Source organism: Streptomyces chattanoogensis (assembly GCF_001294335.1).
Lineage (GTDB): Bacteria > Actinomycetota > Actinomycetes > Streptomycetales > Streptomycetaceae > Streptomyces > Streptomyces chattanoogensis.
The window spans coordinates 130,906-146,419 of the sequence record NZ_LGKG01000079.1; the positions used below are offsets into that span (position 1 = coordinate 130,906).

At 68.2% G+C, this 15,514-nt stretch carries 11 protein-coding genes; 4 read left to right on the top strand and 7 right to left on the bottom strand.

Annotated elements, in window-relative coordinates:
• Nucleotides 1–259: 259 nt before the first annotated feature.
• The gene (locus tag ADL29_RS10895; RefSeq protein ID WP_053923464.1) at nucleotides 260–493 is read left to right on the top strand and encodes a hypothetical protein; all 234 of its coding nucleotides are present in this window, start codon (nucleotides 260–262) and stop codon (nucleotides 491–493) included.
• Between the two features lie 69 nt (nucleotides 494–562).
• Here ADL29_RS10895 and ADL29_RS10900 read toward each other — a convergent pair whose 3' ends face one another.
• Nucleotides 563–1,372 (bottom strand): hypothetical protein, encoded by an 810-nt coding sequence (locus tag ADL29_RS10900; protein WP_053923465.1) that lies wholly within the window; start codon nucleotides 1,370–1,372, stop codon nucleotides 563–565.
• A 542-nt stretch (nucleotides 1,373–1,914) separates the two neighbouring features.
• Between ADL29_RS10900 and ADL29_RS10905 the strand changes: the two genes are divergently transcribed.
• A complete protein-coding gene (locus ADL29_RS10905; protein ID WP_053923466.1) occupies nucleotides 1,915–2,835 on the top strand; it encodes a DUF1353 domain-containing protein in 921 nt (306 codons plus the stop codon).
• A 242-nt stretch (nucleotides 2,836–3,077) separates the two neighbouring features.
• Here ADL29_RS10905 and ADL29_RS10910 read toward each other — a convergent pair whose 3' ends face one another.
• The 6 genes from ADL29_RS10910 to ADL29_RS10935 all read right to left on the bottom strand — a co-directional run bounded on the left by ADL29_RS10910 (nucleotide 3,078) and on the right by ADL29_RS10935 (nucleotide 11,839).
• On the bottom strand, nucleotides 3,078–4,265 hold the full coding sequence (locus ADL29_RS10910) for a cytochrome P450 (protein WP_053923467.1): 1,188 nt from the start codon (nucleotides 4,263–4,265) through the stop codon (nucleotides 3,078–3,080).
• The gene (locus ADL29_RS10915) at nucleotides 4,262–4,975 is read right to left on the bottom strand and encodes a cyclodityrosine synthase (protein WP_078970889.1); all 714 of its coding nucleotides are present in this window, start codon (nucleotides 4,973–4,975) and stop codon (nucleotides 4,262–4,264) included. Before ADL29_RS10915 ends, ADL29_RS10910 begins: the two co-directional genes overlap by 4 nt.
• A gap of 338 nt (nucleotides 4,976–5,313) precedes the next feature.
• Entirely contained in the window at nucleotides 5,314–6,483 is a 1,170-nt protein-coding gene (locus ADL29_RS10920) for a macrolide family glycosyltransferase (protein WP_053923468.1), read from the bottom strand.
• A 613-nt stretch (nucleotides 6,484–7,096) separates the two neighbouring features.
• Nucleotides 7,097–7,906: a xanthine dehydrogenase accessory protein XdhC gene (xdhC, locus tag ADL29_RS10925; RefSeq protein WP_107094939.1), complete on the bottom strand. Its 810-nt coding sequence runs from the start codon at nucleotides 7,904–7,906 to the stop codon at nucleotides 7,097–7,099.
• Between the two features lies 1 nt (nucleotide 7,907).
• Nucleotides 7,908–10,349, bottom strand: coding sequence for a xanthine dehydrogenase molybdopterin binding subunit (gene xdhB / locus ADL29_RS10930; RefSeq protein ID WP_053923470.1), 2,442 nt, complete (start codon nucleotides 10,347–10,349; stop codon nucleotides 7,908–7,910).
• Nucleotides 10,346–11,839, bottom strand: coding sequence for a xanthine dehydrogenase small subunit (locus tag ADL29_RS10935; RefSeq protein WP_053923471.1), 1,494 nt, complete (start codon nucleotides 11,837–11,839; stop codon nucleotides 10,346–10,348). The genes xdhB and ADL29_RS10935 overlap by 4 nt, the downstream gene beginning before the upstream one ends.
• A 719-nt stretch (nucleotides 11,840–12,558) precedes the next feature.
• Here ADL29_RS10935 and ADL29_RS10940 point away from each other — a divergent pair.
• Nucleotides 12,559–13,548, top strand: coding sequence for a pirin family protein (locus ADL29_RS10940; protein ID WP_053923472.1), 990 nt, complete (start codon nucleotides 12,559–12,561; stop codon nucleotides 13,546–13,548).
• Nucleotides 13,549–15,000: 1,452 nt separating this feature from the next.
• On the top strand, nucleotides 15,001–15,462 hold the full coding sequence (locus ADL29_RS10950; protein WP_053923474.1) for a hypothetical protein: 462 nt from the start codon (nucleotides 15,001–15,003) through the stop codon (nucleotides 15,460–15,462).
• Nucleotides 15,463–15,514: the final 52 nt, after the last annotated feature.

Sequence of the window (15,514 nt, forward strand, 5' to 3'; positions counted from 1 at the left end):
CTCCGTAGAGAGCGGCTCATGGTGTGAGCCGTAGCCCAGTGGATCAAGATCAGAGGCCCCCTTAGGGGCGCAGGGTTGCCTGAACGTGGCCAGGAGGGAGTCGTCCTCGGTCCGGGCGCGATAGCGGCCCGCCCGCCGCACCCTTTCCCAGACATCCGCTGATGCCCAGACATCCGCTGAATTTTCCTCCTGTCCCGAATTGGGTGGTTGTGTGTATCGTCCTCAGAGGCAGTTCCCGCACGCGATGGGACTGGGAGACATGATGAAGAAGATCATCGCGATAGCATTCGCCACCGCACTGTTCGGGGCCGGAGGTGTCGGCATCGCCTCGGCGGCCACCGCAGTGCCGGAGGCTCCGCCGGGCCAGGGCGCCGTCACCACAACGTTCCACTGTCCCGCCCCGCGCGGCACCTTCGCGATCACAGCGGACCGGTGGGTGATGGGCCAGTACGAGTGGTATTACGGCGAGCAAGGCTGCACGTACAGCTCGTAGCCGTCGGCGCCCCGGGGCGTACGCGGGCAGGTGATCGAAGAGGCTGAGGGTGACCTGGCCTCCGCGGGTTCAGCTCTGATGGATGAGCACAGGGCCACCGAGTGTCCGCATGTCGTAGGGGTAGAGCCAGGCGCCCCAGGTGCCGGCCTCGAGCGCGTCGATCGCTATCAGCGCGTCGGATGCGTTCTTGCAGTGGGGGTGCCGCACGGCAAAGGCCGTGATGCGGGCGCGCAGGGTGGGCAGCCAGGCGGCGATGAGCTGCGGGTCACCGTCGTACCACCAGGTGAACTTCAGCTCCTCCCATAGGAGTTCGGTGCCCCAGCCGAAGGCGAGGCGGACCACCCCGGCGTCCGCTTCGGGGCCGGTGAGCCTGGCGATGTGGTCCAGCCACGGCTCCAGGGCACCCGTCGCATGAGCGATGCCCTCGATCAGATCGGTGATCTCCCAGTACGGCCGGCCGTCGGTCACGGCGACATGCAGCAGCGCCCGGAAGGCCCGCTCGACCGCGGCGCGCTCGGCCACGGGCCAGTCCGCGAGCCGGGCACCGCGGCGGCCGAGGCGCCCCATCACATCCGACGGGTCGGTGCCGTCCCCGTCCGGTCCCCAGCGGCGCAGCGCACGAGGGATGAAGCGGCGCCACAGGACGGAGTACTGGTCCTCGTCCCAGTGGCTGGCGACCTCACGCATGAAGTGCCCAAGAAGATCGTCCGGCACATCGGCAGGGTCACCGCCGAGAACTCGCAGCTCCGACTCCGCAGTGCAGTACGTGCACCCGTCGACCGGACCGTCGAGCCCAGGTGGCGAGGCAAAGACCTCGTCCACCTCGGCCAGCGCGTCGCGCCACAGCGTGTACGCGGCGAGCGCAGGGGGTTCGGACATGCTGGGACCTACCAGGGGACTCCGCGCGGCCGACACCGGCGAAGAGCGCGACGCTACCAGCAGGCCGATCGATGGGTACCACCAGGGGCTGTCCGGAGTGATCCGCCCGACGGGCAGGCCCTGGTCCACCTCGCGATCTCCGTACCGCCGCCGGCTCCCGGCCTGCGGACGCGCAGAAGCAGCCGGAACCACCCACTGGAGCCACCACTGGAACCACCCGATGGAACCACTCCCGCAACCCGTCGGAACCAGACACCGCACGCGGTCGACCGAGAGCAACGATCCGCAGGGCCGGACGAGCGGTGTGCGCCATGGCCTGATGTGGGCCCGCCGCGCCACGGGTGGACGGTGACGGTGAGGCGCATGGGTGACAGATCGCCAGGAGGGCGGATAGCGGCAGCCGATCGCCGGAAGAGAAGGGGTATGAACCCGCGTGGTGAGAGGGAGGTACGCATGTTCGCATCCGACGGCTTCATCGTGATCGGCCGCCTGCCCGGGCCCAACCGGAGCAACGAGGAGACCGGAGCCTGCGAGGCCGCGCGATGAGCCGGGATGCCGAGAACCCTTTCACCCCGCAGCCGTCCCGCTTCTACGACGGTGGCGTCGACGCCGGCGAAGGGCAGGAGGAAGTCTCGCCCAAGCCCGGCTCCAAGGCCCGGATCGAGCTGGTCCGGTACGCCGATGACGGCAGCGAGCAATTCGCGATGCAGCGCCGCATCGCCTACGACGACCGGCACCTCGGCGAGCTCCTGGTGCCCCGGAACACCCGCACTTTCCGCAGCGATCTGACCTCGGTGCCCGCGCTCTTCACCTGGCTCGTGCCGAAGACCGGGGAACACCTGCCGGCCACATTGCTGCACGACGGACTGATCCACCCACCGGGGGATCCGACGTACATCTCGACCGAGGACCGCGTCGTGCTGCGGGTAGAGGCCGACCGCGTATTGCGCGACGCGATGGCGGACGCCGGCACCGCGCTGATCCGGCGGTGGCTGGTCTGGTCGGCGGTGTCGACGGTGACGATGCTCGACGGCAAGGGAACGGGCTGGTCGAAGCGGCGCGCGTGGTACTACCGCCTGACTGCGGGCCTGACCGTCTTGCTGATCTTCGCGCTCGGCATCTGCGCGTCCCTCGACCTCTTCGACGCGACCACCGGCATCCCGACGCTGCCCTGGATGGGCGACCGGCCGTGGTTCGTCGAGCTCGTCGGCGGGCTGTCGGGCGCGGTCGTGATCCCGCTGGTGCTGGCGCTGCTGTTCTGGGGGCCCTTCCGGATCGCCGGCGCGGTCGTGGGGGTGAGCCTGGCAGTGCTGCTGTACGTCACGTTCGCGCTGCTCGCCCTCACCGCCCTCTACCAGGTGCTGGAGCTCATGGCGAAGAGGCAGAAGGCGGCGCTCGGGCTGGCGGGCGTGCTGGTGGGCATGGGGATGGTGGTGCTGCTCGTATCCGTCGCGGTGCGCTGACAGCGATGATGCGAGGCTCCACTCACAGACGCCGTCGCGGCCCTCGCTGCTGTCAGAAGCCACGCGGACACGACTGCGCGAACGGAGACCGCCGAAGGGAAGCTGAGTCGCGGAAGGGGCCATCGAGCAGCGGCACGGGGTCGCCCGTCCCGCGACTCCCACCAGAGTGAGGGTCCCGACCTCTCTCGGGTCGGGACCGTCACACGTGTCTCGGGCGCAGGCTCACGCCGGCACCGCTGCTCCTACCAGGCGACCGGCAGGCGCTCAGGGATGCGCTTCATAAAGCGGGTGCGCCACACGAGTTGGTCGACCGGGACGGCCAGATGCAGGCCGGGCATGCGGGTGGTGAGGGCCTCGATCGCCGTCTCGATGTGCTTCTTGCCGAGCGGTACGGCAGGGCAGTAGTGCCCGCCGTAGCCGAACGAGAGGTGAGCGGCCGCGTTGGGCCGGTCGATGTCGATGGTGTGCGGGTCGGGGAACACGCTCTCGTCGGTGTTGGCGGCCTCGACCAGGACGAGGACGAGTTCGCCCTTCTTGATCTCCGTGTCGCCGAGCTGTAGGTCGTCCATGGCCAGGCGGGGCAGCCCGTCGGCGATGGACAGGTTCACGCGCAGCAGCTCATCCACGGCGGCCGGTATCCTGCCGGGCTCCGCGCACAGCTGCTCCCACACACCGGGGTTCTGAAGGAGCGTGAACACGGCCATGGTCAAGGCGCCCATGGTGGAGATGACTCCGGCGCCGAACATGGTCACGCCGACGGTGGCGAGCATCTCGTCAGTGAGGTGCGCATAGTCGGGGTCATCACGGAGGGCCGCGAGTTCGGCCATGAGCCCGTCAGTGGCGGGGTCGTTGAGCCGCCTGGTCATATGGGCGATGTCACGGTCCCAGTTCAGGCGCGCCCCGGTGATAGGGCATGCCGAGTTCATGAACGCGATGTCGAGACTGGACGCCAACAGCGAGGCGTCATCGCGGGGTATGCCGAGGATGTGGCAGTGAAGGTGCTCGGCGTAGGGGTTGGCGAACTGTCCGCGCAGGTCGACCGGCGGGCCGTAGCCGAGGATGCCGTCGACCAGGTGGGTGGCGTGGTCGGTCATCCACTCCGTCAGACCACCGGCCCTGGGATTGATCGCCTTGAGCACGGCCTTCCGCAGACCGGCGCCGGTGATGTTGCCCATGTTGTTGACCACCTCGGGCGGGATGGTCAGCGCGTACTGCCGGGGAGCGCCAGGGGCGGACGTGTCCTTGAGACTGAAGCGGGGGTCTTCGAGCACCTGTCTGCACAGGTCGTAGGAGGAGACGAGCCATGCCTCATCCCCGGCGATGGTGCGTACCCGTGTGACCGGGGTGGCGCGCAGCTGCTCGATCTCCGGGGGGAGGCGGTCGCCGCGCGGGGAGAACGGGAAGTCGATCAGGGGCGGGGCGGTCGTCACTGGTCGTGTCCTTCGGTGAGAGTGCCGGCGGGAGAGATCACGGCGTGGCCCTGGTTGCGTGTGGCGCGCAGGCCATGCCCGCGTGAGTACAGGAGATCGGCCATCGGCAATGCCTGGTGGTAGCAGTTGAGCGAGGAGGGGACGCCCATGATTGCGGGGGTGTCGATGAACAGCGGCGCTTCGGCGCAGATGTAGTCGAGGCAGACCTGACGCTGACGGTCCGTGGGCTGTTGCTCATCGAGCACCTTGCTGGTGAGGAACTGGACCACGAGCTGATCACAGACGTCGCGGAACGCCGGGTCGGCGGTCAGCCGATCGTCGAGGCTCTCGCGTATGACCCGATAGGCGGGGATGTCCAGCAGCGCGGACATGGGGCGGCCGCGGAGCCTCGTACCGTCCGGGTCGAGCGCGGCAACGGCGGCGGTCACCTTGGCCCGTACACCGCGCAGGTTCTTCACGGCCTTGCGCTGGGCCTCGACGGCCGGATAGCCGAGTGCCTCATACATGTCGGCGACATGCAGATCCGTATAGATGAGATCGACCTGACGGAAATTCTCCAATCCCCAGGCGGCGAGGCTGAGCACTCGCTGGTGGGTGAAGTAGGAGTTCCCCGGAGAGATGCCGATGACGGCGTGATCACCTTCGTCGGTGATGACTTGGCAGTGCGGGGTGTACGGACGGACGTGAAAAATCTCGGTCGCTGTCGTCACGAGACGATGTCCCTACGTGCCGCTAGTCCCTGGGAACCCCGTGTTCCCGGTGTGGCGGCGACACCGAAAACCTACCTGATTGTCGGTTCTGGATGATGTCGAACCAGGAAGTAACTCCCAGGTCAGGCCGCCTAGTTGAGTTCATATCGCGTTCACAAGTGCGGCCTGGTGATCGGGAACGAGCGCGTCGCGAAGCTGCTCAGGCCGAACCCCCGGGTCGGGGAAGGCGCGCCATTCCCCGCCTGTCCGCGCCGGGCGCTCCGTCCCCCGACCGTCGACCTCAGCCGGTACGTGTTCGGCCCTCGCCGTCGTAGGACAGTGATCGCAGCCCGGCGCTGTCAGCCCACCCGCTCCTCCACCAGCTGCTCCTCGATCAGATCCACGGCCCGACGGGTGCCGCCCTCGGTGCGCACCTCGGCCCACAGCCATGCCGAGCGCGCGGCCACCTGTGGATCGCCGATGAGTTCCATCAGGGCCGTACGCAGCGCCGCCGCCGTGACGTCCGCGGGGTCGATGCGACGGGCGACACCCAGATCGACGAGCCGATCGGCGTAGAGGCACTGCTCGGCCCCGTGCGGTACCGCGATCATCGGCACGCCGGCGTACAGGCCCTCGCCACTGCTGCCCATGCCGGTGTGCGTCACCCAAGTGTCCACCTGCTCGAGGATCGTCAACGGCAGGACCCACGGCAGCACTTCGAAGTTGGGAGGAATCCGTTCCCCCAACAGGCCTGGATCGCTGCCACTGTCGATCTGCAGCACCACATGCCAGCCCGGAAGATCCGCGAAGGCCGCCACGCACTGCCGGTAGATCTCCCGCTGCCTGAGGTACGCCGAGCCGCCCAGCGACACCAGCAGCACCTTCGTCGCACCGGCCGGCCGCATCCAGCCGCTCTGCTTCTCGCCGGCGCTGCAGCAGGGACCGACGAACGTCACCGCCTTGGTGTCGACCCGGTCCGCATGTGGCTGCATGGCGCGCGGGATCAAAGCCAGCACCCGCCGCGGCCGACCTGTGAACTCTTCCACGTTCGTGGTCACCGCACCGCACCGGGCCAGCCAGGCGGCGAACCGCGCCCGGTGGGCGGGACCTCCGGGCAGCCCGGCAAACGCCGCATCCATCTCCTCCTGGGCACCCTCCCAGGCCACATGCGTCGGTGACAGCTGGACGAGGCCGCGGCCCTGCGTCTCGGCCAGCGCGCGGCCCGCGTACGCGCCGATGTCGTAGAGATAGAGGTCGGCGGGGGTGTCGTCGTACGCGGCGTGCAGCTGTGGCAGTACGGCCATCGCCTCGTCGAGGAAGAGGGAGGCGGTGGCGATGGGATCCTGCGGCCAGTCGCCGGCGGCGACCGGCAAGGTGGAGACCAAGCGGACCAGCTCGGCACCGGTGGGGGTGATCAGCTCGGCGACGTGGTCGGCGTTGGCGTACGTCACGCGATGGCCGCGGGCCACCAGCTCACGGATGATCTCCAGGCTGGGCAGCACATGGCCGACCATAGGCGTGCCGATCATAGCGATATGGGATGGCCGGAGCATATCGGTACTTCCTTGTACAGAGGGGTCTATGGAAGGCAAACGCTGAGGGGCGCGACTGAACAACGCGGCAGTGCGCAACAAGGCAACGCGGCGCGCGGTGCCCGGGGCACCGGGAAGGCATGCACTCGGCAGTGACCGTCTCCGTGAGCGCGGCGTGGACTGCCGCTGCCTCTGCCTATGGCACGACGCGCGGGCTTGGAGATACGCCCTGACCGGCAGGGAGCTCGCCTGCGGGCCGGCCAAGCGGCCCTACGATCTCCGCCACGCCGGAATCTCGTGCTGGCTGTACTCCGGTGCGGACCCGGCTGCGGTGAGTGGTCGTCTCGGGCAGATGATGCTGCAGGCGGGTTCGAGAGTCCTTATCGGCCCCTCCGGTCCCTCCGGCCTCGGCACCGTGGCCGCCCGTTTCTTTCAGCCTGTGACACGTACCTGACGCGCCGTCCTCTCCGGTGGCAGGTCGTAGGGGCAAGCTGGTCCTGCGCCGGTGGGGCCGATGCTTGTTGAAGTGACGGGTGTATTCATGCCGAAAGGGCGCCCCGCACGGGTGCGTTCGCACGAGCGCGGGGCCCCCTTCGATCCGGTTGGCGCGTCAGTTCCCCTCGGCTTCAAAGCGGCGCAGCACATCGGCAGCAACGCTCACGGCAATGGTCGCGGGCTCCTTGCCGGTGATGTCGGCCAGCCCGATCGGGGTCTTGATCCGGTCGATGGTGGCCTCGTCGTGACCGCCCTCGGTGGCGAGGCGTTTGCGGAACCGCACCCACTTGGCCGCCGACCCGATCAGCCCGATGAAGCCGAGATGGGCGGTGCGCAAGGCGGCGTCGCACAGAGCGGCGTCCTCGGCGTGATCATGGGTCATGATCAGGATGTGGGTGCCGCGCGGCAACTCCGCCAGCACCTCCTCGGGCAGCAGCGGCGTGTGATGCACGTGCACCTGCGCCACCGCGTCTGCCAGCACGTCGAGCCGCTCCTTGGTGAGGATGTCGGAGCGGGTGTCGATCAGATGGAGGTCGAGGTCCTGACGTGCCAGAATGCGTGCCAGTTCCAGTCCGACGTGCCCGACGCCGAAGATCGCCACCGACCGTGCCACCGGCAGCGGTTCGAGCAGCACCGAGACCGTGCCGCCGCAGCACTGCACGCCATGCTGGTTGGTCACCTTGTCGTTCAGGGCGAAGTCGATCAGCTCCGGCTCCGGCTGGGCCGCGGCGATCATCTCCCTGGCCCGGTCGATCGCGACGGCCTCGACATTGCCGCCACCGATCGAGCCCCACGTCTCGGTCTGCCCCACAACGAGTTTCGCACCGGCGTTGCGCGGGGCGTGGCCGCGCACGGTCGCGACGGTCACCAGCACGCCGGACTCCCGGCGTGCTCGCAACCGTGCGACCGCGGCGACCCACGTCATGTCAGGCACCGCTCAACGCTTGTGCGTCGGTTCGGATCCTGCCGTTGGCGGCGTGCCCGTTTCCGGCGTGGTCGTCGGTGGCAGACCCGTTGCGGGCGTCACCGTTCCGCGAGACATCGCCCTGGCGAGCCGCCTGGATCGCCCAGTACACCGCCTCCGGCGTTGCGGGCGAGGCCAACTCGACGCTGACCCCGCCCGGCCCGAACGCGGAGGCGGCCTGCCGCAGGGCTTCTCGCACCGAGAACGCCAGCATCAGCGGAGGTTCACCCACCGCCTTGGATCCGTATACCGCGCCCTCTTCGGTGGCGTTCTCCAGAAGCGTGACGTTGAACTCCTCGGGCATCTCCGAAAAGCTCGGCAGCTTGTAGGTGCTCGCGGCCTGGGTCAGCAGCCGGCCGCGGTTCGGCCCGTCACTGGCGTCCCAGCGCATGTCCTCGAGCGTCAGCCAGCCCGCGCCCTGCACGAAGCCACCCTCGACCTGACCGATGTCGATCATGGGGGACAGGCTGTCGCCGACATCGTGCACGATGTCCACCCGCCGGATGCGGTACGCGCCGGTGAAGCCGTCCACCTCCACCTCAGCCGCGGCGGCGCCATGGGCGAAGTACTTGAACGGCGAGCCGTGGAACGTCTTCGCATCCCAGTGCAGACCCTCGGTCCGGTAGAAACCGGCTGCCGACAGCTGAACCCGCTGGAAGTACGCGGTGCGCACCAGATCGTCCCAGGCCAGCTCCTTGTCGCTGCCCAGCGTACGCGCGACGCCCTCGACGATGCGCACATCCGAGGCATGCGAACCCAGTTGGGTGGCGGCCACCTGCAGCAGCCGCTCGCGCAACTGCTCGCAGGCGTTCTTCACCGCCGCACCGTTGAGATCCGCGCCGGCACTGGCGGCGGTGGCGCTCGTGTTGGGGACCTTGTCGGTCCGCGTCGGGGCCAGCCGCACCTTGTGCAGGGGGATGCCCAGCGTGGTCGCGGCCACCTGCAGCATCTTGGTGTGCAGGCCCTGGCCCATCTCGGTGCCGCCGTGGTTGATCAGGACCGAGCCGTCCTTGTAGATCAGCACCAGCGCGCCGCCCTGGTTGAAGGCGGTGAGGTTGAACGAGATGCCGAACTTGAGGCCGGTGACCGCAAGTGCCCGCTTGGTGTTCGGGTGCGCGGCATTGAAGGCGTCGATCTCGCGCTTGCGATCGGCGACGCCGGCATTGTCCTGGACCTGCTGCCAGACGGCGGAGATCCGTTCGGGCCGAACGACCGGCTGTCCGTACGGCGTCGACTGGCCCTGCCGGTAGAAGTTGCGCTCCCGCAACTCCATCGGATCCAGGCCGAGCAGCGGCGCGCACCGGCCCATGATGTCCTCGATCACCAGCATGCCCTGCGGTCCGCCGAAGCCGCGGAAGGCGGTGTTGGAGACCTTGTTGGTCCTGGCGATGCGACCGGCGATGCGCGCGTGGGGAATCCAGTAGGTGTTGTCGATATGGCACAGGGCACGGGCCACCACCGGCTCGGAGAGGTCCAGGCTCCAGCCGCCGTCCGCGGTCAAGGTGGCGTCGAGGGCCTGGATGCGGCCGTCGGCGTCGAAACCGATCTTCCACTTGGCGTGGAACCCGTGCCGCTTACCGGACATGGTCAGATCCTGAGTCCGGTTGAGCCGCAGCCGGACCGGTCGGCCGGTCAGCTTGGCGCCGAGCGCGGCGATGGCCGCGAACCCGTGCGGCTGCATCTCCTTGCCGCCGAAGCCGCCACCCATCCGCAGACACTGCACGGTCACCTCGTGGCTGTGCAGACCGAGCACATGCGCGACGATTTCCTGCGTCTCCGAAGGATGTTGTGTGCTGCTCTGGACGAACACCTGCTCGGCCTCGTCGACATGGGCCAGCGCCGCGTGCGTCTCGAGGTAGAAGTGTTCCTGATCCGAGAACTGGAACTCGCCGGTGAACACGTGCACGGAGTCGGCGAAACCGGCGTCGACGTCGCCGGACAGCATGACGGGCCGAGCCCCGTGGAAACTGTCGGCCGCGATCGCCTCCTGCAGCGTGACCAGAGAGGGAAGTTCGTCGAGTTCCACCTCGACAGCCGCCGCACCGAGCCGGGCCGCCTCCAGCGTCTCGGCAAGCACCCAGGCGACCGCGTGGCCGTAGAACATGACCTCGTCGGGGAACAGCGGTTCGTCATGCTTCATCCCGGCATCGTTGACGCCGGGGACGTCGGCACCGGTCAGCACGCGGACCACACCGGGCACGGCGAGCGCGGGCTCGGTGCGCAGCGCGGTGATTCTGCCGTGGGCCTTCATGACCTGGACCGGGTGGGCGTGCAGCACGTTCTTGGTGCGATACACCAGGTCGTCGGTGTACAGCGCGGTACCGGTGACGTGCAGGTGAGCGCTCTCGTGCGGCATCGAGACGCCGACAACAGGCTTTTCGGGACGCTCGGACAACTGGCTCATGACGACACCGCCTCGGTGGTCTGCGCGTACAGCTTCAGCAGGCTCTGGCCGAGCATCGCGGAGCGGTACTCGGCGCTGGCGCGATGATCGTTCATCGGCGTGCCCTCGGCCTGCAGCACCTGGGCCGCGGCCTTGACGGTCTCCGTCGCCCACGGCTTGCCCTCCAGGGCCGCCTCGGCGGCGAGGGCGCGGATCGGGGTGGCGGCCACGCCGCCCAGACCGATGCGCGCCTTGCGGACGATCCCGTCCTCGATGTCCAGTGCGAAGGCGACCGCGACGCTGGAGATGTCGTCGAAGCGCCGCTTGGCGATCTTGTGGAAGGCCGTGGCCGGCGCCAGCGGCAGCGGGATGCGCACCGCGCGGATCAGCTCGCCGGGACGGCGCACGCTCTGCCGGTAGCCGGTGAAGTAGTCCGCCAACGGGACCTCGCGCTCACCGTCGGCGTCGGCGAGCACCACCGACGCCTCCAGCGCGAGCAGCGCGGGCGGGCTGTCACCGATGGGGGAGCCGGTACCCAGGTTGCCGCCGAGGGTCGCACCGTTGCGAATGAGTCTGGACGCGAACTGCGGAAACAGTTCTGCCAGCAGCGGGACGTCGCCGTCGAGGCGGCGTTCGATCTCGGTGAGCGTCAGCGCCGCCCCGATCTCGATGTAGTCCGATTCGACGCGCAGCTCCCGCAATTCGGACAGCTGGTCGATGGCGACCACGCAATCCGCCCGGCGGGAGCGGATGTTCACCTCGACGCCCCAGTCGGTGGAGCCGGCGACCACCACCGCGTCGGGCCGCTCGCGCAGCACCTGCAGCGTTTCGGCCAGGCTGCTCTTCCGCAGGAACGCACTGTCGTCCCGGGCGTATTCCGTGGCAACCGGAGCGGGCGGGGACTGCTCGCGACGCCGCGCCAGCGGGTCCTCGTCGGTGGGCGTACCGACGGCGAACGCGGCATCCCGAATCGGGCGATAGCCGGTGCAGCGGCACAGGTTTCCGCTCAGGGAGTGCAGATCGAAACCGTTCGGACCGTGCTCGGAGTCGGTGCTGTCGGCCGAGTCCGAGTCGGGGTGTGCGTCCCCGTGTGCGTGTGCGTGTGCGCAGCGGTCGGGGCGGTAGTACTCGGCGGCCATGCTGCAGATGAATCCCGGCGTGCAGTAGCCGCACTGGGAGCCGCCGCGGACCGCCATCTCCTCCTGCACCGGGTGCAGGGTGGGCGCCATGCCGGGTTCGCCGGCGGTGGCGAGACCCTCGGAGGTGATGATCTCCTGACCGTCGAGCGCCGCGGCCGGGACCAGGCAGGCGTTGACCGCCACCCAGTCGGTGGGCTTGTTCACCCCGGGACGGGCCACCAGGACCGAACAGGCGCCGCATTCACCCTCGGCGCAGCCCTCCTTGGTGCCGGTGAGGCCACGCTCGCGCAGGAAATCCAGCGCAGTGGTGTGAGGCGCAGCCGGTGAAATCGGTGTCTCTTTCCCATTGACCGTGATCCGCGCTTCTACCATGACAAGCCTTCATTTCGGTATGCGATCGGTCGATTCATCATGTTTGCCAATTTCAGGCAGCTTTCTGTGTTCAGACGCGCCACGTGAGGGGAGCGGGCGCACAACGGCACGCGACAGCGAGGTGCCGGAAGGTGGTGACGAGAAACCCGGAATGTGCCACGGACGGGCACATCAGAACGGCGTGCTCAGCAGCCGTGCGCGATCCGACCCGGAACCCAGACCGTGCACTGGGCGAGGCGACCGAGATCAGAGCTGGTGTACATCCGCTGGTCGCCTCCTTTCGGTGGTCATGGGTCGACGTCTACCGCAAAGTAGTAGCTGAGGCCACCGAGATCAAGAGGTTGACCGCCGAGGATCGTCGAGCGCTACCTGGGCAAGTACAAGATCGACAAGAGTGATCGCACGTATCCGCGGAGGGTATGGATCGAGGACACGCTGCCGAACGAGCTAACCGGGAGACCCTCGAGCGGAGATGGTCCCGGCGGCGAGCCGGACAGTCGATGAGGCGCCCGGGTCGACAGGAATCCGCATCCCGCGAGCGCCGCCGGCCGGTGGCTCGGCCCCGCGACGTCCCTTCCGGCGTCTTCCCAGGTGGTGACCCTCATGACGGGAAGACGTCGCAATCCCTGTCGTGCGGGCGGTGTGGACCCTGGGGGTGTCGCCGTCCACCGTTATGGTTGAAGTTGGAACAATATTGTGCGGGCTGGGAGGCGGCCACGGTGAGTAATACCGAAACGAAACCCATGGAACTGCGATGCGGCGCCCCGACGGACAGCGTGCTGCCGGCCGAGGCGGCACGGGTGGACGTACTGACCGCACGCGAGGTGCCCCTCGGCGGCCCCCGGGCGATGACCGTGCGGCGGACACTGCCGCAGCGCGCCCGGACTTTGATCGGCGCGTGGTGCTTCGCCGATCACTACGGCCCCGACGACGTCTCGCTGACGGGTGGCATGGAGGTAGCCCCGCACCCGCACACCGGGCTGCAAACGGTGAGCTGGCTGTTCAGCGGGGAGATCGAGCACCGTGACAGCCTGGGCAGCCACGCCTACGTACGGCCAGGTGAGCTGAACCTCATGACGGGCGGCTTCGGCATTTGCCACTCCGAGGTGTCCACGCCGCGGACCTCCATCCTGCACGGTGTCCAGCTGTGGGTGGCGCTGCCGGAGGAGCACCGCAACGCCGAACGGGACTTCCAGCACTACGCCCCCGAGTCCGTGCGGATCGACGGGGCCGAGATCAGGGTCTTCCTGGGTTCCCTCGCAGGTGAGGTCTCCCCGGTGCGGACCTTCACCCCCCTGATCGGCGCCGAGATCCTCCTCCAGCCGCGCGCGGCCGTCACGCTCGCCGTGGACCGCGGCTTCGAGCACGGCCTCTTGGTCGACCACGGCGACGTACGTCTGAACGATGCCCTGGTGGGTCCCGCGGAGATGGGCTACGCCCATCCAGGCAGCGAGGCGCTGACGCTGACAAACGATTCGGACGACATCGCACGGACGGTCCTGCTCGGCGGAACCCCCTTCGAGGAAGAAATCGTCATGTGGTGGAACTTCGTGGGGCGGTCGCACCAGGATATCGTCGAGGCCCGTTCGGCCTGGATGGAAGATGCGGATGGTGCGCGCTTCGGCGAAGTGAAGGGCTACGACGGCGATCGGCTCCCCGCCCCCAAGCTGCCGAACGGATCTTTGAAACCACGCGGACGTGTGCGCTGAACTGCTGCTATGAGTCGTCAGTGGATCAGCGACGCGTGCGTCCGCCACCAGCCGGGCTGGGCGGCCCTGAGTGGCCGCCCGTGCTTCAAAATGGTGACTTCGGGAGCACCCTGCAGGTCGCGTGTTCCGTCATGTGTGACAACCTCTGGTCGGACTCATGCTGACTCCATGCTGACTTTCCTGAAGGTCAGTCAGTTCAGCCCGGAGTGTATGCCGACCTCGCGGGCGGTGGAGCGGTCGTAGTGGTGGTGGCACGCCCGCAGCCCACGGGGAAACTCACAGTGGTCGGCCACGAGGACGTTCACTCGCCGCAGTCACCGGCGCCCCAACCAGCCGAGCCGCTTCAGCGAGACGCGAGGCCGACTCGGACGCGGCGACCTGTCCGTCGCGGGCGTGCGCTATGACGTCGAAGTCCTCCCAGACGGCGAGCGCTGCGGTTGTCACGGTGTTCGACTCCTGGCGCTCGGTGGCTCCGATACCGGGCACTCTCCACTGAACTCAGGGCATTTGTTCTACTGGTTGCTGTGCCGGCCGCGCTGCACGACGCGGTCCGCGACGGGGCAGGCTTTGACTTCAGTATTCCCACCACAGGTCCATGTCCCTGTGGACTCGCTCGCGCAGACATCTTGAGTGTGAGTAGACCCATTGCCGCACACCACTTGAGCGCTCCGACTCAACCGGGCTGAGCCGGAGCTCTGTCGCTCCCCGGTCTTGTTCAAGATCGACTATCAGGAGGCAGAAGCAACAGGTGGGGTTCCGGTCCAACGATGCACTCCCTTGCAGCCGAGCCAACAGTGCTCGGCGCACCGTTCCACGCACCCTACGTCGAGACCAAGTGCCCCGATTACGGGACAGCCCTTAGGGCAGTGTCCGGCGATGCAGGTCGCCGGTGGTGACGTCGGCCACCCCGACACCACATACGTCACTGCCGGATTGAGCGATGAGCCACGCTGCGACGCGCCGGTTGCCGAGGCGGAAGTCGATGCAGCCGATGGCCGAGCGCATGGGGATCGATCACCAGCAGTTGCAGCAGTTCATGACCGGCCTCGGTACTGGTGGGCTCTCGTATTCAACTGTCGCCCGTTCTCGGCATGGACCAGCCTGGCGGTGGCCGAGTGTGATCTACGATGGGGGCGCCTGCTGACCGTGGATGGCGTCACGTGTGGCGGCCGGTGCCTTGCTCTCCATGGGCAAGTCCTTGCCGCTGTCGGGCTTCACCCCAACCTGTGGCAGGTTGATGACATCATCGGATGGGCGGGGCGCCTGCGGGGCCTGGATCGGGTCCTGGTTGCCGCTCAAGCGCGGGTGGGTCAGCTGACTGGCAGTCGTCCAGGGGAGGCCGAACGGCCTGCGTGACGGTCTTTCCGACAGGCGGCCGTTGGGGACGGCCACGGCCACGACCACGGCCACGAGAGTCGGCCCTCTGATACCTTCCAGGACCAAGGGGTCGGCGTGGATGAGATTTCGAAAGCGCGTGACGAACTGGACCGGCTGGGCCGGTCCCTGCGCAAGCAACTGGTCGCGCTGATCACCGATTTGACCATTCGTGTGCACCTCCGCCGGCTGTCCCTCGACGAGCCGAAGGTTGCCGACGGGCGCGAGCCGCTGCGCTACCACTATTCGACGGGGTACCAAGGCAATCGTCCGGCGACCGCCACCGCTGCCGAGACGGCCTCCCGTGCGGCCTCCCTCCTCCGCGCAGCCGGTTGGGATGTCACGGCGTCGCAGGAGGATGACGACGGGAGACTCTGGCTAGTGGTCGTCGCTCACCGCGATGGCAACGGCATCCGCATCCTCACGAGCGACGACACACCCGCCGTGGTGTTCCGCGGACAGACGCCGGCGCTGGCACTGTGCCCGCCGGGCGGCGCTTGGCTGGCGGGCTCGCATGTTCAGGTGTCGCCTGTTCGCTGATGGCTGCCTGGCTGCCTGGCTGCCTGGCTGCGTGGACGATGGGTGATTGATG

Coding starts and splice junctions, on each gene's coding strand:
- ADL29_RS10895 (WP_053923464.1), top strand. CDS start 260: ATGATGAAGAAGATCATCGCGATAGCATTCGCCACCGCACTGTTCGGG.
- ADL29_RS10900 (WP_053923465.1), bottom strand. CDS start 1,372: ATGTCCGAACCCCCTGCGCTCGCCGCGTACACGCTGTGGCGCGACGCG.
- ADL29_RS10905 (WP_053923466.1), top strand. CDS start 1,915: ATGAGCCGGGATGCCGAGAACCCTTTCACCCCGCAGCCGTCCCGCTTC.
- ADL29_RS10920 (WP_053923468.1), bottom strand. CDS start 6,483: ATGATCGGCACGCCTATGGTCGGCCATGTGCTGCCCAGCCTGGAGATC.
- xdhC (WP_107094939.1), bottom strand. CDS start 7,906: ATGACGTGGGTCGCCGCGGTCGCACGGTTGCGAGCACGCCGGGAGTCC.
- xdhB (WP_053923470.1), bottom strand. CDS start 10,349: ATGAGCCAGTTGTCCGAGCGTCCCGAAAAGCCTGTTGTCGGCGTCTCG.
- ADL29_RS10935 (WP_053923471.1), bottom strand. CDS start 11,839: ATGGTAGAAGCGCGGATCACGGTCAATGGGAAAGAGACACCGATTTCA.